The sequence below is a fragment of the Paracoccus sp. PAR01 genome (assembly GCF_014851995.1).
In the GTDB taxonomy this organism is placed as follows: domain Bacteria; phylum Pseudomonadota; class Alphaproteobacteria; order Rhodobacterales; family Rhodobacteraceae; genus Paracoccus; species Paracoccus litorisediminis.
In genome coordinates, this window is record NZ_JACVAW010000009.1 from 76,656 (window position 1) to 93,202 (window position 16,547).

A 16,547-nucleotide genomic window follows, 5' to 3' on the forward strand; every position below is an offset into this window, starting at 1 on the left:
GCCATTTGGAAGAGAATCGTCCCCGGTGGGGCGGCCGGACTTCAAATCCGGTTGGGGCAGCGAGCCTGTCCCGGGTGGGTTCGACTCCCATTCTCTTCCGCCAATACTGAAAGGGTTTCGATGCAACGTGTGACGCTTGGAAACAGCGACGTCTCGGTCAGTGCCGTGTCGCTGGGGACCATGACCTTTGGCAACCAGACCGGGATGGCCGATGCCCATGGCCAGATGGACATGGCGCTGGAAGCCGGCATCACCTTCCTCGACACAGCCGAAATGTATCCGGTGAACCCGGTCGAGCGTGAAACCGTCGGCCGGACCGAGGAAATCATCGGCGCGTGGCTGTCGGATCGCGGCGGGCGCGATAAGGTCGAGATCGCGACCAAGGTCGCCGGGCCCAGCGACAAGGTGCGCCTGCATGGCTATGACGGCAAGACCATCCACCAGACCATCGACGCATCGCTGAAGCGTCTGCGGACCGATTACATCGATGTCTATCAGCTGCATTGGCCGGTCCGGGGCAGCTACGCCTTCCGCCAGAACTGGCGCTATGACCCGCGCAAGCAGGATCGGCAGAAGACGCTGGATCACATGGCCGATGTGCTGGAGGCCGTCAGTGACGCCGTCCGCGAGGGCAAGATCCGCGCCTTTGGCCTGTCGAACGAATCCGCCTGGGGCACCTCGCGCTGGATCGACACGGCCGAGCGCATCGGTGCGCCGCGCGTGGTGACGGTGCAGAACGAATATTCGCTGATGTGCCGGCTTTACGATACCGACATGGCCGAGGTCGCCGTGAATGAGGACGTGACCCTGCTGGCCTATTCGCCGCTGGCGGCGGGGCTGCTGACCGGTAAATACCATCTTGGAGAGCCCGAGGGCAGCCGTGCCTTTGTCGACAAGGCGCATGGCGGTCCAGGCGATCTGGGTGGACGCCGCACCAAACGCGCCCCCGAGGTGGTCGCGGGCTATCATGCGCTGGCCCATGAACTGGGGCTGGACCCGATCCACATGGCGTTGGCCTTTACCCGGCAGCGTCCCTTTGCCTGCATCCCGATCATCGGTGCGACCAACCGGGACCAGTTGGAGCATCTGCTGAAGGGAATCGATCTGGTCCTGTCGGACGAGGCGCTGCGCCGCATCGACCGGCTGCATCGCGACATGCCGATGCCCTACTAGTCGCGGCAGGATACCGACGCCACGGAACCGTTGGCAGCATCGTGCGGCTTGTGCAACCTGCCGCCGATGCTGACCACCGGAGGATCCGTCATGCTGCCGCCCATTCTTGCCAATCTGCGCATTCCCGTCATGGCCTCGCCCATGTTCATCGTCTCGGGGCCGGATCTGGTCATCGCGCAATGCAAGGCGGGTATCGTCGGCAGTTTCCCGGCGTTGAACGCGCGTGAGAAAGAGGGCGAGCCGGTCCTGCTGGACGCCTGGCTGACCCGCATCACCGAGGAACTGGACCGCCACAATCAGGCCAATCCCGACCGCCCCGCTGCACCCTTTGCGGTGAACCAGATCGTGCATCGTTCCAATGCCCGGCTGGAGCGTGACATCGAGATCTGCCACCGCCACCGCGTACCGATCTGGATCACCAGCCTTGGCGCCCGCCCCGAGGTGAACGCCGCCGCCCATGATTGCGGCGGCATCGCCCTGCATGACGTGATCAACAACACCTTCGCCCGCAAGGCCATCGATAAAGGCGCGGACGGGCTGATTGCCGTCGCTGCCGGCGCGGGCGGTCATGCGGGCAGCCAGTCGCCCTTTGCGCTGATTCAGGAAATCCGCGAATGGTTCGACGGGCCGCTGCTGCTGTCCGGCTCGATCGCCACGGGGCGTGCGGTGCTGGCGGCGCAGGTGATGGGTGCGGACCTAGCCTATATCGGCAGCCCGTTCATCGCCACGTCCGAGGCCAATGCCCAGCCCGAATACAAGCAGATGATCGTCGATAGCGGTGCCGAGGATATCGTGAACTCCAGCTTGTTCACCGGGGTCCACGGCAACTACCTTGCCCCCTCGATCCGCAATGCCGGGCTGGACCCGGCGGCGCTGGCCAGCGCCGATCCTTCCAGCATGGATTTCGGCGGCGCCAAGGCCTGGAGCAAGATCTGGGGTTCGGGTCAGGGCATCGGCGCAGTGCGCGGGATCGCGACCGCGACCGCGATGATCGACCGGCTGGCCGCGGAATATGCGCAGGCCAAGCAGGCCGTCGCCGCCATGTAAAGAAAAGGGCCGGGATGTCACCATCCCGGCCTTGTCGTCTCAGACGGTGCTGAGCCCCTCGGTCGAGGCAAAGAACATTGCCTGACTGACCGCCGAGCGCACCTGCTCCTCGGAATAGGGCTTCGAGATCAGGAAGGCCGGTTCCGGCCGGTCGCCGGTCAGGAGCCGCTCGGGGAAGGCGGTGATGAAGATCACCGGCAGGTCGCCCAGGTCGCCCAGCAATTCGTTCACCGCCTCGACGCCCGATGAGCCATCGGCCAGCTGGATATCGGCCAGGATCAGTTCGGGGCGCTTGTCATGGGCCAGCTCGATCGCCTGCTTGTGGGTGCGGGCGATACCGGTGACCTCGTGGCCCATCGCTTGCACGATGCCCTTGAGGTCCATGGCGATGATGGTTTCATCCTCGATGACCATGACCTTGCCGGTCAGCGACTGGCCCATCTCCTCCAGCGCGATCTGCACCAGCTCTTCGGCCTCTTCCTGCGAGATCTGCATGATCTGCGCGATCTGGTCGTAGCGCTGTTCCTCGATCGTGCGCAGCAGCAATGCCTCGCGCGAGTTGGGGGTCAGGCCGCGCAGATGCGTCTGGGCACGGGCTTCGTGCTGCGACTGAGGCTCGGCATGGACCGGCTGGCCCGAGCTTTGCCAGATCGCGTGGAAGGTGCGGAACAGGCACACCCGTGCCTCGGCCCCGTCCATCAGGCTGCGATCGCTGAGGATGGCTTCAAGTGTCGCTGCCGCGTAATTATCCCCGGCGGACTGGCTTCCGGTCAGCGCCCGCGCATAGCGACGCAGATAGGGCAACTCGCGGCTGATGGATTGTGCCAGGTCTGCTGCGTTCATGTCGTCCTCAAAAATGCAATATTCACAGGGAACTTGATTGGATACGTATCCGTTGCAAACTGTGCGCACAAGAATTTCGGGAATAACTTAAAAATGAAGACAAGGCGTGAGGAACGCAGAAAGGTCGCCATCGAACAGCAAATCGATGAAAACCTGAAACGCGTATATGAGCAGGACACCACCCAGAAGGTTCCCGACAGGTTTCTGGAATTGCTCGATAAATTGCGCGAGCAGGAGTAGCCCCGCATGACAAAGGACGCCAAGACGGCGCGTGCTTCGGGCCATCCTGACCCCCGAAACGAGATCGTGGATCACCTTCCCGCCCTGCGCGCTTTTGCGCTGTCGCTGACCCGAGAGGGCGCGTCTGCCGACGATCTGGTGCAGGACACCATCGTCAAGGCATGGACCCATATCGACAAGTTCCAGCCCGGAACGAACCTGCGGGCGTGGTTGTTCACCATCCTGCGCAACACCTTTTATTCCGCCCGCCGCAAGACCCGGCGCGAGGTCAGCGACAGCGACGGCATCCATGCCGCGCGTCAGGCGACCCGTCCCGAGCATGACGGGCGTCTGGCGCTGAACGATTTCCGTGTCGCCTTCCAGCAGCTTCCCGACGAACAGCGCGAGGCGCTGATTCTGGTCGGAGCCTCGGGCTTTTCCTATGAGGAGGCCGCCGGCATGACCGGGGTGGCCGTGGGCACGGTCAAGTCGCGGGCCAATCGTGGTCGCAAGCGTCTGGCAGAGCTTCTCAAGCTGGAAGCGGGCGAAGAGCTTGAGATGACGGATCGCGCGACGCTGGCCGTCATGGCGCAAAACCACCCCGTCTCACGCTAGGGGCGGCGTCTCGTGCTGCGCGGATTGCTGGATGGCTGGGAGTTCCCCAAGGGGCTGGGTTTTCGCCTTGGTGGGCTTTTGTCGCTGGCGATCCTGCCGATCGGGCTGATTTCGGTCATCCAGACCCTGCATCTGTCGCGTGAATATGAACGCTCGGCCGAGATTGCACTGCTGGGGCGGACGGCCACGGCGGCGGCGGGCGAACGCGCGCTGCTGCAGGGCGCGCTTGGCACCGCCGATGCGCTGGGTCCGGCCGTGCTCGAGACAATGGACAACCCCCGCGCCTGCGCCGACATCATGCGCAGCTTTGTCCAGCGCACGGTGAACTTTGCCTATGCGGGCTTCACCCGGCTGGACGGGACCAGCGAATGCTCCTCGGTGCCGGGGGTGCATGACATGACGCAGGACCCGGCCTTCAAGCATTTCGTCGAAAGCCCGGGCACGCTGGTCACCACCAGCATGATCGGCAGCGAAGACGGCGAATCCTCGGTCATCGTGATCCAGCCGCTGTATCGCGGGGCGGAACTGCTGGGCTACATCGGCGTCGCCATGTCCCATGACATGCTGCGCTCGACCCATGTCGCGGGTCTGGGCGGCGACAGCGTGCAGGTGCTGACCTTCAACAATCTGGGCCAGATCCTGTCCGGCGGGCAGGATGGCAAGGCCTCGCTTTCCGACCTGCTGCCGCGCGACAAGTCGCTGCCCTCGCTGCTGTCGCGCAGCGAGACCACCTTCAGCGACTATTCGGCGCAGGGCGAACGGCGGATCTTCAGCGTCGTGCCGGTGGTGCCGGGGCTGGTCTATGCGATGGGGTCATGGACGCGCTCGGAATCGGGTATTGCCGGCATCGACAAGACGCGGCGCACCGCGCTGGTCCTGCCGCTGATCCTGTGGGCGGCCTCGCTCTCGGTGGCCTATTTCGCGGTCTACCGGCTGGTGCTGCGCCATATCCGCGAGCTTCGCGGCCAGATGCGTCGCTTCGCCATCGGCGACCGCTCGGCTCCGCCACCGATCCTCAAGGACGCGCCCACCGAAATCGGCGACATGAGCGCGACCTTCCACAACATGGCGCGCATCCTGATCCGCGACGAGGACGCGATGGAGGCCGCGGTCAACGAAAAGACCGTGCTGCTGAAAGAGGTCCATCACCGGGTCAAGAACAACCTGCAACTGATCGCCTCGATCATCAACATGCAGATCCGGGTGATCGACCATGACGATGCCAAGCGGGTGCTGCGTTCAGTGCAGGACCGGGTGGCGTCGCTGGCGACGATCTATCGCAACCTTTATCAGGCCGAGCATCTGGATTCGGTCGAAGCCGACCGGCTGCTGATGGACATCATCAACCAGATGGTGAACGCCTCGGTCGGGCCGGGGACCGGACTGCGGGTGGAAACCGATCTGCAACCCCTGGTGCTGATGCCCGATCAGGCCGTGCCGCTGTCGCTGCTGGCGACCGAGGCCTTTACCAATGCGCTGAAATATTCCGGTTCGGGCGGGGATGGGCGTCCGCCATGGGTGCGCATGACGCTGCGCAGCGAAAGCCCGACCGAGGCCGTGCTTGAGGTCGAGAACTCGACCGGCGAGGCCCCGATGGCCGAAGGGACCGGGCTGGGCAGCCAGCTGATCGACGCCTTTGCCAGCCAGCTTGAGGGCCGGACCGAATTCGACCACAGCGCCGGGCGCTTCAGCATGCGGCTGCATTTCCGGGTCGAGCCCGTCCAGCGCCGCCCCGCTGCCATGGCCGATGTGGTTCTGACTTCGGCCGCGCGTCCGGGTTCGCAGCACTAGTTCTTGGGTGTGGTGTCTTCGCGGGCGGCCTTGCGCAGCTTGCGGGCGGCGGCAACACGGCGATGGCGGGCCAGTTCCAGATTGATGATCGCCCCCAGCATCACCGAGAAGCCGCCCAGATAGAACCACATCAGCAGCGCGATCACCGCGCCGATTGAGCCATAGATGCGGTTGTAGCTGTGAAAGCTGGCCAGATAGGCCGAGAACGCATAGGAGGCCAGCGCCCATGCCAGCGCGGCGAAAAGTGAGCCCCAGGTGAAGATCGCCGTCCGGGGCGTTTTCACGTTCGGACCATAGCGATACATGATCCCGATCACCAGAAGCACGATGACAAAGATCGCGATCCACGGGATCGAACCCAGCATCCACGCCCGCAGCGGCACATCGGGCAGGAAGTTCAGCATCAAGGGCACGACGATGATCAGTGCCAGCCCCAGGATGACGACGCCGACAATGACCAGCGTCAGCACATAGGCCAGCAGGAATCCCATGATTGTCGAATGCGAGCGCACGCCATTGGCGGCATTCAGCCCTCGGATCAGCGCATCGACCCCCGCCCGCGCCGAGATCGTGGCGATCAGGAAGGAAATCACCGTGGTCCAGCCAAGTTGCGTGGGTCCAGCCGCGATCAGTTCGTTGATTTGGCCATAGATGATATCCGCCGCGCCCGAGGGGATGAACTCATCGGCTGTGTGCAGGATATACTGTTCAATCAGCTGCGGGTCGTACCACAGGCCCCACAGCGCGAATAACGCCGCCAACCCCGGAAACACCGCGAACAGCGCATAGAAGGCCACACCCGCCGCGATCAGGCTCATGTGGATCTTGTCCATCCGCTCGAACAGCGCGAGGGTGAATTGCCACCAATCCTTCAGCAAGTGCCGCTTCCCTTCCCTTCGAGGGCACAGCTTGCGACGGGGGCGAAAGGTTGTGCAAGCCCGAAGGCCCGCGCTTTACGGCCCGAGGTAGCGCAGCCACACCGCCTTGTCGCCCAGCTTGGCCACGAAGGCGGCATGGGCTTCGGCCTCGGCCGCGGACAGGCGGGGGGCCAGCGGGCGCGGACGCGCGCCGCGCGGGCCGCCCTGACCCGAAACGCCAGACCCGCTCTGGGCGGCTGCAGCCGCTGTTTCCAGCACCAGCCCCGGTTGGCGTCCGCCGCGCAGCGCCAGATAGACCTCGGCCAGCAATTCGCTGTCCAGAAGCGCGCCGTGCAGCGTCCGGTTCGAGTTGTCGATGCGGAACCGCCGGCACAGCGCGTCCAGCGAGTTCTGCGCGCCCGGAAACTTCTTGCGCGCCAGTTCCAGCGTGTCGACGGCGCGCGAATAAGGCATGGCGGGATGGCCCAGCCGGGTCAGCTCGAAATTCAGGAATTTCATGTCGAACTGGGCGTTATGGATGACCAGCTTGGCGTCATCCCCGATGAAGCTGACGAAATCCGCGGCGATTTCGGCGAATTTCGGCTTGTCGCGCAGGAAGTCGTCGCCCAACCCGTGCACCTCGAAGGCCTCATTCGGCATCGAGCGTTCGGGGTTGATATAGACATGGAAAGTCTGCCCGGTGGGCAGGTGGTTCATCAGCTCGACCGCGCCGATCTCGACGATGCGGTCGCCGGTGGTCGGGTCAAAGCCGGTGGTCTCGGTATCCAGAACGATCTCACGCATGGGGGCTTCCTGCCACGATCCGGGCGCAGATGTCCATGATTGCTGCCCGCGCAACGTCCATCGTGTCCGAGGGGATCACCCAATCGGCAAGGCGGCGCTTTTCCGCATCCGGCACCTGCCGTGACAGGATCATCTGGAATGCCTCTTCGGTCATGCCGGGACGCGCCAGCACCCGTGCCCGCTGGATCTCGGCAGGGGCGGAAACCACCGCCACCCCGTCCATCCCGGCCTGACTGCCGTTTTCGTAAAGCAGCGGAATATCCAGCACGATGATCGGCGCACCCGCATGCCGGGCAATGAAATCTGCCCGGTCGGCGGCGACCAGAGGATGAACGATCGCCTCAAGCCGGGCGAAACCCGACGGGTCGGCGGCCAGCGCCGATTTCAGCGCCGCCCGGTCGATGCCGCCATCCTTCCACGCGCCCGGAAAGGCCGAGGCGACCTTGGCCACGGCCGCGCCGCCCGGCGCATAAAGCCGGTGGACGGCAGCATCGGCATCCCAGACCGGATGGCCCAGTTCGGCGAACATCGCGGCAGCGGTGGATTTCCCCATGCCGATGCTGCCGGTCAGGCCCAGCAGATAGCTCATCCCAGAACGGCCCGGCGCAGATCGTCATCGACCTCGGGGCGGTGACCGAACCAGCGCTCAAAGCCCGGCGCGGCCTGATGCAGCAGCATGCCCAGCCCGTCCACGATCTCGCAGCCACGGGCCTGTGCTTCCAGCAGGAAAGGCGTCATCAGCGGCGTATAGACCAGATCGGTGACCAGTGTTCCCGGTGCCAGCGCATCCAGCGGCACCCGCAGCGGCGGCTTGCCGTCCATCCCCATCGAGGTGGCGTTGACGACCGTGATCGCGCCTTCCAGCATGTTGCCGGCCTGCGCCCAGTCATAGACGACGACGCGGGCGCCAAATTCGGCCCGGATCTGCTCGGCCCGGATACGGGTGCGGTTGGCGATGCGCAGTTCCGTCACGCCGCTTTCCAGCAGCGAGGCGACGACGGCCCGCGCGGCCCCCCCGGCCCCGATCAGCGCCGCCGGACCCAGATCGGGAATCCAGCCCGGCGCATGCTGGCGGATATTGGCGATGAAGCCGTAGCCATCGGTATTGTCGGCATGGATCTTGCCGTCCGAGCGGAAGATCAGCGTGTTCGCCGCCCCGATCAGCGCGGCGCGGTCGGTGACGACATCGGCCAGGGCCAGCACGCTTTCCTTATGCGGGATGGTCACGTTGGCGCCGACAAAGCCCATGCGGGGCATGGCGCGCAGCACCTCGGCCAGATGCTCGGGCATGACGGGAATCGGGATGTAATGGCCGTCGATCCCGTAGCGTTGCAGCCAATGGCCGTGCAACCGGGGCGAGCGGGAATGGGCAATGGGCCAGCCAAGAACTCCGGCAATGGGGACATGGCGGGGGGCGTGGGGCTGAGAATCCGGCATGATCGAAACAGCTACTTTCTAAACGCGGTGTCGGGGCAGCCGCCCTCGGGGCGATCCTGTCGCAAAGCAGTGCCGCCCCGATCAGCGCCGGTCAAGCGGCCCGCCGATCACAGCCGCGTCGGCATGGCAGAAAGGCAACCTTTTCGCAGGCTTGGTTACGAAACGCCGCCCATTTCCGGCAGGCCGCCCTCGGCGACCAGATCGTCCAGCGTCAGGGATTCGATCAGCAGCAGATAGGACCAGAACACCTGCCCGAACATCTTGCGCAGGCGGCAGCTGGCCTCGTCCTCGCAATCCTCGCAGCGCTGGTAGGAACGACGCGACAGGCAGGGCAAGGGCGCGATCGGCCCGTCAACCTGACGCAGCAATTCGCCGATCGAGATTTCCTTGGGCTGCTTGATCAGCACATAGCCGCCGGCCCGCCCGCGCCGCGAGCCGACATAGCCCGCATTGCGCAATTCCAGCATGATATGTTCCAGAAAACGCTTGGGCGCACCGGACCTCGTTGCGATCTCTTCGATCGTCAGAGCGCTGCCACCGGCAGCGACCTCATCGGCAAGCGCGATCAGCGCCTTGATGGCGTATTTGGTTTTCTGCGAGATCATGGAAAATCAATAATCACGACCGGGCGGGGTTGCAATCATTTCACGGATTTTCCTTTCTGAAGAAACTTCGGGAACACAGCACTGACGTCAAAGCGTTATATTTCTGACACATTGGGCGCGCATTTCTGGCCGCGCAACATGAGGGAGGTGAACATGCGCATAGCGGTTCTGGGCGGAGATGGTTTTGTCGGATGGCCCACGGCGCTGCATTTGTCGGATCTGGGACACGAGATCCATATCCTCGACAACCTGTCGCGCCGCTGGATCGATACAGAACTGGGCGTGCAATCCCTGACCCCAATGGATTCAATTCAGGAACGCTGCCGGATCTGGCACCAGTTGACCGGACGCAAGATCCACTTCCACCTGCTGAACCTTGCCACCGAATATGAACGCCTCAAGGGCTGGCTGGCCGAAACTCGGCCCCATGCGGTCATCCATTTCGCCGAACAGCGCGCCGCGCCCTATTCGATGAAGACCGACCGCCACAAGGTCTACACCGTCAACAATAACACCAACGCGACCCATAACCTGCTGGCAGCGCTGGTCGAGACCGGCATTGACGCGCATCTGGTCCATCTGGGGACCATGGGGGTCTATGGCTATTCCTCGGTCGGTGCACCCATCCCCGAGGGCTATCTGGACGTGCAGATCGACACGCCCAGCGGTCCGCGCGAACAGCAGATCCTGTATCCGACCCGGCCCGGATCGGTCTATCACATGACCAAAAGCCTCGATCAGATCCTGTTCCAGTTCTATGCCCAGAATGACGGGCTGCGCATCACCGATCTGCATCAGGGTATCGTCTGGGGCACGCATACCGATCAGACCCGGCGGCATGAACAACTGATCAACCGTTTCGATTATGACGGTGATTACGGCACCGTGCTGAACCGCTTCCTGATTCAGGCCGCCATCGGTTATCCGCTGACCGTGCATGGCACCGGAGGCCAGACCCGCGCCTTCATCCATGTGCAGGATTCGGTGCGCTGTATCGAACTGGCGTTGAAGGATGCCCCCGCTGCAGGCGATCGCGTTCATATCTTCAACCAGATGACCGAAACCCACCGCGTTCGCGATCTGGCCGAACTGGTGGCAAAGCTGACCGGGGCCGAGGTCGCCTATCTGCCCAATCCTCGTAAGGAGGCCGAGGAAAACGACCTGATCGTCAGGAACGACCAGTTCCTGGCGTTGGGTCTGAAACCGATCACCTTGGCCGAGGGGCTGCTCTCTGAGGTGGTCGAGGTGGCGCGCAAATACGCCCATCGCATCGACCGTTCACGCGTGCCTGCCGTCTCGGCATGGACCAAGGATCTGGCCAAGCGCGTCGAACATGATCCCGAAGGCAAAAGGCTGCGTTCCGTATCGTGACCTCCGGCATCCATCCCCAAGGCAAGGCGCGCTCAGATCGCGCCTTTGTCACACTGGCGACCAATCCCGATTACGCGACCGGTGCGGCGGCCCTGTTCCGGTCCCTGCGGCGAACGGGGACAACTGCCGATCTGGTCCTGCTTTACACCGAGCTGCCCGATCAGACGGTGTCCGACCTGTCTACGCTTGGTATACGCGCGGTGCATGTGGATCTGCTGCCGACCTCGCATGAATTCAACGACTTGCATGCCCGCGCCCGGCTGCATGGCGTGGCCCCTTTTACCAAGGGCGAAAAGCCCCCCTTCCACACGCCATTGGACAATTTCGCCAAGCTGCGGCTGTGGCAGCTGGACTATGCGCGCGTGGTCTTCATCGATGCCGATGCGATCGTGTTGCAGAACATCGACAGGCTGTTCGACTATCCGGAATTTTCAGCCGCACCAAATGTTTACGAGTCTCTGACCGATTTCCACCGCTTGAATTCCGGGGTCTTCACCGCGCGGCCCTCGCAGGTCACATATGATGCGATGCTGGCCCGTCTGGACCAGCCCGGCCAGTTCTGGAAGCGCACCGACCAAACGTTTCTGGAAGCCTATTTCCCGAACTGGCACGGCCTGCCGGTCTTTGACAACATGCTGCAATATGTCTGGTTGAATCTTCCCGATCTGTGGCGCTGGCACGATATCCGCGTGCTGCATTATCAATATGAAAAACCTTGGGAAAATCATGCCAAGGCCGACAGTCTGCGGGTGTTGATAGACCTGTGGAAAGCCCATGCCGGTGACGGTCCCGTCCCCGATCCGCGCGACCTGCCGCCGCCCCCCGGTGCCGCATGAGGATCGCCCTGACCGGAGCAACCGGCATTGTCGGCCGCTGGCTGCACCGCGCCGCGCTGGAGGCCGGTCATCAGGTCGATCCCCTGCCCGGCTGGCGCCTTGGCCAGCCCGCAGATCTGACCGGATGCGACGCGCTGATCCACGCTGCCTTCCAACACGTTCCGGGCAAGTATCGTGGCGGAGAGGGGGACGATCCCGATGCCTTCACCAATGCCAACCTTCAGGGATCGTTGGATATTTTCAAATCCGCCCGCGATCAAGGTGTAGGTCGTGTGATCTTTCTGTCCTCGCGTGCCGTCCATGACGGTCACCCGGCGGGAAGCGAGTTGCCCGACGATCTGCCGCCCGCGCCGGTCAATCTTTACGGTCAGGTCAAGGCGCAGGCGGAGGCCGCCCTTGCCGCCATGGCCGCCCCGGATTTTCACGTAGCCAGCCTGCGCCCGACCGGGGTCTTCGGCCCCGGCCACCCGCAGAAATGGGCCGGGCTGATCCGCGATTTCATCTCTGGAAAACCCGTGCCGCCGCGCGTCGCGACCGAGGTGCATGGTGCCGATCTGGGTCAGGCCGCCATGCTGGTCCTGAATGATCCGGCCATGTCCGGCAGCTACAATGTCAGCGACATCATCCTTGACCATCATGAGCTTCTGTCCGGCGTCGCGGTGCTGACCGGCAGCCGATTTGCCCCGCCGATGCGTTCGGATGCAAGCCTGCTCAGTGTCCCTGTCTGTGCGCGGCTTGATGCGTTAAGATGGCGTCCCGATGGCCTTGCGCGGCTGCATGCCGACCTGCCCGCCATCCTGCAAGACCTGAAGGACATGGAATGAACGTCGATTACGCAGAACTCGCCCAGACCATTGCAAGCCTGACCCATGGCGAGACCGATGAGGTCGCGCTGATGGCGACGCTGGCCTGCGAGATCCACCATTCCGACGCCCGCTTCGACTGGACCGGCTTCTATCGCGTGACCGAGCCGGAATTGCTCAAGATCGGCCCCTATCAGGGCGGCCACGGCTGTCTGGTCATCCCCTTCTCGCGCGGGGTGTGTGGGGCTGCGGCGCGCACGCGTCAGACCCAGCTTGTGCCCGATGTCGACGCTTTCCCCGGTCACATCGCCTGCGCCAGCTCGACCCGGTCCGAATTGGTGCTGCCGGTCTTTGCCGCGAATGACCGCCTGATCGGCGTCCTTGACATCGACAGCAACCAACCCGACGCTTTCACCCAGGAAGATGCAGACCGCCTGCAGGAGATCCTGGATGCCACCTTCGGACGTCACTGAATTCACCGGCCATTGCCTGTGCGGCGCGATCCGCTTTCACGGCACCTATGACGACAGTCACGGGCTGAAAGCCTGCCATTGCGGCCAATGCCGACGCTGGTCCGGCCATGTCTGGGCGGCGATCCTGCCGAAATCCATGGTGATCGAGGGTGAGCCGAAATGGTATCGCGCCTCGGATTTCGCACGGCGGGGGTTCTGCCCGAGTTGTGGTTCGTCATTGTTCTGGCAGCGTGACGGGTCGGATATCATAGACGTGGCGGCGGGGGCGCTTGACAGCCCGACCGGGCTGCGGCTGCTGGGTCATATCTTTGTGGCCGACAAGGGCGATTACTATGACATCGCCGACGGGCTGCCGCAGGACCCGCGTGAATGAAGGCGCAGGGCCGCTGCCTGTGCGGGGCGGTGGCCTTTTCCGCCCGGTCGCGGGCCTATACGGCGCATGAATGCCATTGCACGCAATGCCGCAACTGGTCGGGCCATGTCTGGGCCTATGTCTGCGTCCGCTGGGACGAACTGACATTCACCCGTGACGACGGGCTGGCTTGGTACGCGCATACGCCAAAGGCGCGTCGGGGGTTTTGCGGGCATTGCGGATCGTCGCTGTTCTGGCGGCGGAACGGTTCGGCAAAGGTTGACGTTTCCGCCGGTGCATTCGATATGCCGACTGGGCTAAGGCTGGGTGCGCCCTCTTTCCCCGAAAACCACGGCGATTATTACGGGCTCTGACCATGATCTGGGATACGATTGCCAATTTTCCGGCGCAGCAATTGCTGGCTTTCATGGCGGGTGCGCTGGTCCTGAACCTAGCCCCCGGTCAGGACGTGTTCTTTGCCAGCGCCTGCGGCATCCAGAACGGGCCGCGCGCTGGCGCGCTGGCCGGTCTTGGCGTCGGCATGGGCGTGATCTTTCATGTCGTGATGGCGACGGTCGGCCTTGGTGCACTGGTCGCCGCCCATCCCGAGGCACTGGTTGCGATCAAGTTCGTCGGCGCGGGTTATCTGCTGTGGCTGGCCTATAAAAGCTGGACCGCGGGCGAGATCGACCCCAGCGCCCGTGCGGCCAGCAGCCCCTGGAACATCATCCGGCGCGGCGCGCTGTCGAACCTGCTGAACCCCAAGCCGGTGCTGTTCCTGCTGGCGTTCCTGCCACAATTCACCCGTCCCGAATTCGGCCCGATCTGGCAGCAGATCCTTGGGCTGGGGCTGATGTTCATGGCTTCGGGGACGCTGGTCACCATGGGTTATGGCATTGTCGGCGGCTATGCCGGGCAGGTCATCGGCAAGCGTCTGGGCATCGTCAACCGCATCGCTGCGGTGATGTTCGCGGGGCTTGCGCTGCGGCTGGTGTCGAAATGAGCTTCGTCTACGAACCCACGACCGAGCAGCCGCAGGTGATCCATGCCGATCACGAGGTGCTGGTGGTCAGCAAACCCTCGGGGCTGCTGTCGGTGCCGGGCCGGGGTGAGGATCGCACCGACTGCCTGATCGAGCGTCTGCGCGGAGCGTTTCCGACCATCCTGCTGGTGCATCGGCTGGACATGGACACCTCGGGGGTCATGGTCTTTGGCCTGACGCCGCATGCGCAGCGCCACCTGTCCAAGCAGTTCGAGGACCGCAAGACCAAGAAGACCTATCTCGCGCGGCTCTGGGGCAGGCTCGAGCCCAAGACCGGCACCGTCGATTTGCCGCTGATTGTCGACTGGCCGAACCGCCCCCGGCAAAAGGTCGATCATGAACAGGGCCGCCCCGCCCAGACCGATTGGCGGGTGATCCGCGCCAGCGATACGGAAACCCGCGTGCGCCTGTCGCCGGTGACGGGCCGCAGCCATCAGTTGCGCGTCCATATGGCGTCGCTGGGGCACCCGATCCTTGGCGATCCGCTATACGCCACAGGTCAGGCGGCCGAGTTCCCGCGCCTGATGCTTCACGCCGAAAACCTGCGCTTCAAGCATCCCGAAACCGGGGTCATGCAAAGCTATACCGCACCCGCGCCGTTCTGAGCGATCTCACGACAGTTTCAATAAGGAAATCATCCGACTTGCCGTAGCTTTGCAGGGGAATCACCCACAGGGAGCGGAAAGATGACCGGAAGTGGAATCAGCCGTCGGGGAGCGATGATGATGGGGGCGGGCCTGCCAGCACTGATCGCGCTGCCCGCCTTGGCGCAGGCCCCCGCGCCCGATGCCAAGCCCGCGGGCAAGGCGCATACGATCCAGCTTGGTGCGTTTCAGGTCTCGACCCTGCTGGGCGGCGCGGCCATGCGCGAGAAGCCGATCGAGACCTTCGGCCTGACTGCCGATCCTGCCGAATGGGAAAAGCTCAGCGAGGCGAATTTCATCCCCGCGGACAAGTCGGGCAACTCCTTCACCATGACGCTGGTCAAGACGCCGGACGCGCTGGTCCTGATCGATACAGGCATGTTCCCCGAGGTGACGGTCTCGGCGCTGGCGGCGGCGGGCTATGCGCCCGAGGACGTGACCCATGTGCTGCTGACCCATATGCATGGGGACCATGTCAGCGCCCTGACCAAGGACGGCGCGCCGGTCTTTGCCAAGGCGCAGCTGATCGCCCCCAAGGTCGAGGCCGACCATTGGGCCGCCAACCCCGCCGAGGCCTACACCACCCATGTCGCGCCGCTGATCGGCAATGCCCGCCTGATCGCGGATGGGGATGAGGTCATGCCCGGCATCACCGCCGCAGGGGCTTACGGCCATACGCCGGGCCACACGACCTACCTGCTGGAAAGCGATGGTCAGCGCCTGCTGGTGACCGGCGACACCTTCAATCACTATGTCTATTCGGTCCAGCGCCCCGAATGGCATGTCCGCTTCGACATCGACAAGGACAAGGGGGCCGAGACCCGCAAGACGGTGCTGGCGCGTCTGGCCACCGACCGCATTCCCTTCATCGGCTATCACATGCCCTTCCCGGCGCTGGCCTATATCGCGCCGGGCGAGGCCGAGGGGACCTTCCGCTATGTTCCCGCGACCTATCAGTTCGCGGGCTGAAACCGGCCTTGCGCCAGTCCACGGTGGCTGGCGCAAGACCTGATCGCGCTGCCATCGCCTGCGGAACTTGCCGATGATGCGCCCGAGCAAACCGGAGGTCGCAATTGGCAGGAAGCGTTATCGCGGTCGCAAAGGATGGGAAGCATCGCTTCTCAAAGATCGAAGCCCCGGAAATCCGCATCCTTACCGGGCTCGGGGTCGAGGGCGACGCGCATCAGGGCGATACCGTCAAGCACCGCTCGCGGGTTCGGGCCGATCCGACGCAGCCAAATCTGCGGCAGGTGCATCTGATCCATGCCGAGCTGTTTTCCGAACTCAAGGCGCAGGGCTTTGACATCCGCCCTGCCGATCTGGGCGAAAATATCACCACCAAGGGCGTCGACCTGCTGGCGCTGCCACGCGGCGCGATCCTCAAGCTGGGCGATCAGGTGGAACTGGAGGTCACCGGCCTGCGCAATCCCTGCGCGCAGATCGAGAATTTCCGCAAAGGGCTGCTGGGCGCGGTTCTGGTCAAGGCGGCAAATGGCACGCTGATCCGCAAATCGGGGATCATGGCGGTGGTGCGGTCGGGTGGCACGGTCAAGCCGGGCGATGCCATCGCCGTCACCAATCCGCCGCTGCCCCACCTGCCGCTTGAGAGGGTCTAAGCGGCAGGTTCCGGCAGGG

General features: G+C 63.9%; 21 protein-coding genes and 1 tRNA gene. 16 read left to right on the plus strand and 6 right to left on the minus strand.

From position 1 onward, the window contains the following. Positions 1-7: 7 nt before the first annotated feature. The 3 genes from IB235_RS14735 to IB235_RS14745 all read left to right on the plus strand — a co-directional run bounded on the left by IB235_RS14735 (position 8) and on the right by IB235_RS14745 (position 2,220). Positions 8-103: transfer RNA gene (locus IB235_RS14735), tRNA-Sec, on the plus strand. Between the two features lie 17 nt (positions 104-120). Continuing rightward, complete coding sequence (locus IB235_RS14740; RefSeq protein WP_192337348.1) at positions 121-1,173, plus strand: aldo/keto reductase; 1,053 nt, start codon at positions 121-123, stop codon at positions 1,171-1,173. A gap of 90 nt (positions 1,174-1,263) precedes the next feature. Beyond that, positions 1,264-2,220: a nitronate monooxygenase family protein gene (locus IB235_RS14745; RefSeq protein ID WP_192337349.1), complete on the plus strand. Its 957-nt coding sequence runs from the start codon at positions 1,264-1,266 to the stop codon at positions 2,218-2,220. Positions 2,221-2,259: 39 nt separating this feature from the next. On the opposite strand, the gene IB235_RS14750 is transcribed toward IB235_RS14745, so the two are convergent. After that, entirely contained in the window at positions 2,260-3,063 is an 804-nt protein-coding gene (locus IB235_RS14750; protein WP_155039128.1) for a response regulator, read from the minus strand. Between the two features lie 93 nt (positions 3,064-3,156). On the opposite strand from IB235_RS14750, the gene IB235_RS14755 reads away from it, so the two are divergent. Genes IB235_RS14755 through IB235_RS14765 form a run of 3 tightly spaced genes read left to right on the plus strand, consistent with a single transcriptional unit; the run spans position 3,157 to position 5,688 of the window. Then, positions 3,157-3,303 carry a NepR family anti-sigma factor gene (locus IB235_RS14755; protein WP_155039127.1) on the plus strand — a complete coding sequence of 49 codons (147 nt, stop codon included), beginning with the start codon at positions 3,157-3,159 and terminating at the stop codon, positions 3,301-3,303. A gap of 6 nt (positions 3,304-3,309) precedes the next feature. After that, on the plus strand, positions 3,310-3,897 hold the full coding sequence (locus IB235_RS14760; protein WP_155039126.1) for an RNA polymerase sigma factor: 588 nt from the start codon (positions 3,310-3,312) through the stop codon (positions 3,895-3,897). Positions 3,898-3,909: 12 nt separating this feature from the next. Beyond that, positions 3,910-5,688 carry a histidine kinase dimerization/phosphoacceptor domain -containing protein gene (locus IB235_RS14765; RefSeq protein ID WP_192337350.1) on the plus strand — a complete coding sequence of 593 codons (1,779 nt, stop codon included), beginning with the start codon at positions 3,910-3,912 and terminating at the stop codon, positions 5,686-5,688. On the opposite strand, the gene IB235_RS14770 is transcribed toward IB235_RS14765, so the two are convergent. From IB235_RS14770 to IB235_RS14790, 5 genes are all read right to left on the minus strand, one after another. Continuing rightward, positions 5,685-6,566 (minus strand): YihY/virulence factor BrkB family protein, encoded by an 882-nt coding sequence (locus IB235_RS14770; protein ID WP_155039125.1) that lies wholly within the window; start codon positions 6,564-6,566, stop codon positions 5,685-5,687. The two genes, IB235_RS14765 and IB235_RS14770, sit on opposite strands and share 4 nt — an antisense overlap. Positions 6,567-6,641: 75 nt before the next feature. Then, the gene (gene dnaQ / locus IB235_RS14775; RefSeq protein WP_192337351.1) at positions 6,642-7,349 is read right to left on the minus strand and encodes a DNA polymerase III subunit epsilon; all 708 of its coding nucleotides are present in this window, start codon (positions 7,347-7,349) and stop codon (positions 6,642-6,644) included. Further along, on the minus strand, positions 7,342-7,938 hold the full coding sequence (gene coaE, locus IB235_RS14780; RefSeq protein WP_192337352.1) for a dephospho-CoA kinase: 597 nt from the start codon (positions 7,936-7,938) through the stop codon (positions 7,342-7,344). Before coaE ends, dnaQ begins: the two co-directional genes overlap by 8 nt. Further along, on the minus strand, positions 7,935-8,786 hold the full coding sequence (locus IB235_RS14785) for a shikimate dehydrogenase (protein WP_155039122.1): 852 nt from the start codon (positions 8,784-8,786) through the stop codon (positions 7,935-7,937). Before IB235_RS14785 ends, coaE begins: the two co-directional genes overlap by 4 nt. A 155-nt stretch (positions 8,787-8,941) precedes the next feature. Then, positions 8,942-9,391 (minus strand): Rrf2 family transcriptional regulator, encoded by a 450-nt coding sequence (locus tag IB235_RS14790; protein ID WP_155039121.1) that lies wholly within the window; start codon positions 9,389-9,391, stop codon positions 8,942-8,944. Positions 9,392-9,544: 153 nt separating this feature from the next. Between IB235_RS14790 and IB235_RS14795 the strand changes: the two genes are divergently transcribed. The 10 genes from IB235_RS14795 (at position 9,545) to IB235_RS14840 (ending at position 16,528) form a co-directional block, all read left to right on the plus strand. Continuing rightward, the gene (locus tag IB235_RS14795) at positions 9,545-10,762 is read left to right on the plus strand and encodes an NAD-dependent epimerase/dehydratase family protein (protein WP_192337353.1); all 1,218 of its coding nucleotides are present in this window, start codon (positions 9,545-9,547) and stop codon (positions 10,760-10,762) included. After that, on the plus strand, positions 10,756-11,598 hold the full coding sequence (locus IB235_RS14800) for a glycosyltransferase (RefSeq protein ID WP_192337417.1): 843 nt from the start codon (positions 10,756-10,758) through the stop codon (positions 11,596-11,598). Before IB235_RS14795 ends, IB235_RS14800 begins: the two co-directional genes overlap by 7 nt. Further along, entirely contained in the window at positions 11,595-12,422 is an 828-nt protein-coding gene (locus tag IB235_RS14805) for an NAD(P)-dependent oxidoreductase (protein WP_192337354.1), read from the plus strand. Before IB235_RS14800 ends, IB235_RS14805 begins: the two co-directional genes overlap by 4 nt. After that, the gene (locus IB235_RS14810; RefSeq protein ID WP_192337355.1) at positions 12,419-12,874 is read left to right on the plus strand and encodes a GAF domain-containing protein; all 456 of its coding nucleotides are present in this window, start codon (positions 12,419-12,421) and stop codon (positions 12,872-12,874) included. Before IB235_RS14805 ends, IB235_RS14810 begins: the two co-directional genes overlap by 4 nt. Continuing rightward, on the plus strand, positions 12,852-13,247 hold the full coding sequence (locus IB235_RS14815) for a GFA family protein (RefSeq protein ID WP_192337356.1): 396 nt from the start codon (positions 12,852-12,854) through the stop codon (positions 13,245-13,247). The genes IB235_RS14810 and IB235_RS14815 overlap by 23 nt, the downstream gene beginning before the upstream one ends. Beyond that, the gene (locus IB235_RS14820) at positions 13,244-13,600 is read left to right on the plus strand and encodes a GFA family protein (RefSeq protein ID WP_192337357.1); all 357 of its coding nucleotides are present in this window, start codon (positions 13,244-13,246) and stop codon (positions 13,598-13,600) included. Before IB235_RS14815 ends, IB235_RS14820 begins: the two co-directional genes overlap by 4 nt. Before the next feature lie 2 nt (positions 13,601-13,602). Beyond that, positions 13,603-14,229, plus strand: coding sequence for a LysE family translocator (locus IB235_RS14825; RefSeq protein ID WP_192337358.1), 627 nt, complete (start codon positions 13,603-13,605; stop codon positions 14,227-14,229). Continuing rightward, entirely contained in the window at positions 14,226-14,873 is a 648-nt protein-coding gene (locus IB235_RS14830; protein ID WP_192337359.1) for an RluA family pseudouridine synthase, read from the plus strand. Before IB235_RS14825 ends, IB235_RS14830 begins: the two co-directional genes overlap by 4 nt. An 81-nt stretch (positions 14,874-14,954) precedes the next feature. Beyond that, a complete protein-coding gene (locus tag IB235_RS14835) occupies positions 14,955-15,881 on the plus strand; it encodes an MBL fold metallo-hydrolase (protein ID WP_192337360.1) in 927 nt (308 codons plus the stop codon). 104 nt (positions 15,882-15,985) lie between these two features. Beyond that, positions 15,986-16,528, plus strand: coding sequence for an MOSC domain-containing protein (locus tag IB235_RS14840; RefSeq protein ID WP_192337361.1), 543 nt, complete (start codon positions 15,986-15,988; stop codon positions 16,526-16,528). The last annotated feature ends 19 nt before the right edge of the window (positions 16,529-16,547 follow it).

What these genes read in the sequence shown, in the direction of transcription:
- IB235_RS14740 (WP_192337348.1), top strand. Translation starts at nt 121, where the DNA reads ATGCAACGTGTGACGCTTGGAAACAGCGACGTCTCGGTCAGTGCCGTG.
- IB235_RS14745 (WP_192337349.1), top strand. Translation starts at nt 1,264, where the DNA reads ATGCTGCCGCCCATTCTTGCCAATCTGCGCATTCCCGTCATGGCCTCG.
- IB235_RS14750 (WP_155039128.1), bottom strand. Translation starts at nt 3,063, where the DNA reads ATGAACGCAGCAGACCTGGCACAATCCATCAGCCGCGAGTTGCCCTAT.
- IB235_RS14755 (WP_155039127.1), top strand. Translation starts at nt 3,157, where the DNA reads ATGAAGACAAGGCGTGAGGAACGCAGAAAGGTCGCCATCGAACAGCAA.
- IB235_RS14760 (WP_155039126.1), top strand. Translation starts at nt 3,310, where the DNA reads ATGACAAAGGACGCCAAGACGGCGCGTGCTTCGGGCCATCCTGACCCC.
- dnaQ (WP_192337351.1), bottom strand. Translation starts at nt 7,349, where the DNA reads ATGCGTGAGATCGTTCTGGATACCGAGACCACCGGCTTTGACCCGACC.
- coaE (WP_192337352.1), bottom strand. Translation starts at nt 7,938, where the DNA reads ATGAGCTATCTGCTGGGCCTGACCGGCAGCATCGGCATGGGGAAATCC.
- IB235_RS14785 (WP_155039122.1), bottom strand. Translation starts at nt 8,786, where the DNA reads ATGCCGGATTCTCAGCCCCACGCCCCCCGCCATGTCCCCATTGCCGGA.
- IB235_RS14790 (WP_155039121.1), bottom strand. Translation starts at nt 9,391, where the DNA reads ATGATCTCGCAGAAAACCAAATACGCCATCAAGGCGCTGATCGCGCTT.
- IB235_RS14795 (WP_192337353.1), top strand. Translation starts at nt 9,545, where the DNA reads ATGCGCATAGCGGTTCTGGGCGGAGATGGTTTTGTCGGATGGCCCACG.
- IB235_RS14805 (WP_192337354.1), top strand. Translation starts at nt 11,595, where the DNA reads ATGAGGATCGCCCTGACCGGAGCAACCGGCATTGTCGGCCGCTGGCTG.
- IB235_RS14810 (WP_192337355.1), top strand. Translation starts at nt 12,419, where the DNA reads ATGAACGTCGATTACGCAGAACTCGCCCAGACCATTGCAAGCCTGACC.
- IB235_RS14815 (WP_192337356.1), top strand. Translation starts at nt 12,852, where the DNA reads ATGCCACCTTCGGACGTCACTGAATTCACCGGCCATTGCCTGTGCGGC.
- IB235_RS14820 (WP_192337357.1), top strand. Translation starts at nt 13,244, where the DNA reads ATGAAGGCGCAGGGCCGCTGCCTGTGCGGGGCGGTGGCCTTTTCCGCC.
- IB235_RS14825 (WP_192337358.1), top strand. Translation starts at nt 13,603, where the DNA reads ATGATCTGGGATACGATTGCCAATTTTCCGGCGCAGCAATTGCTGGCT.
- IB235_RS14830 (WP_192337359.1), top strand. Translation starts at nt 14,226, where the DNA reads ATGAGCTTCGTCTACGAACCCACGACCGAGCAGCCGCAGGTGATCCAT.
- IB235_RS14835 (WP_192337360.1), top strand. Translation starts at nt 14,955, where the DNA reads ATGACCGGAAGTGGAATCAGCCGTCGGGGAGCGATGATGATGGGGGCG.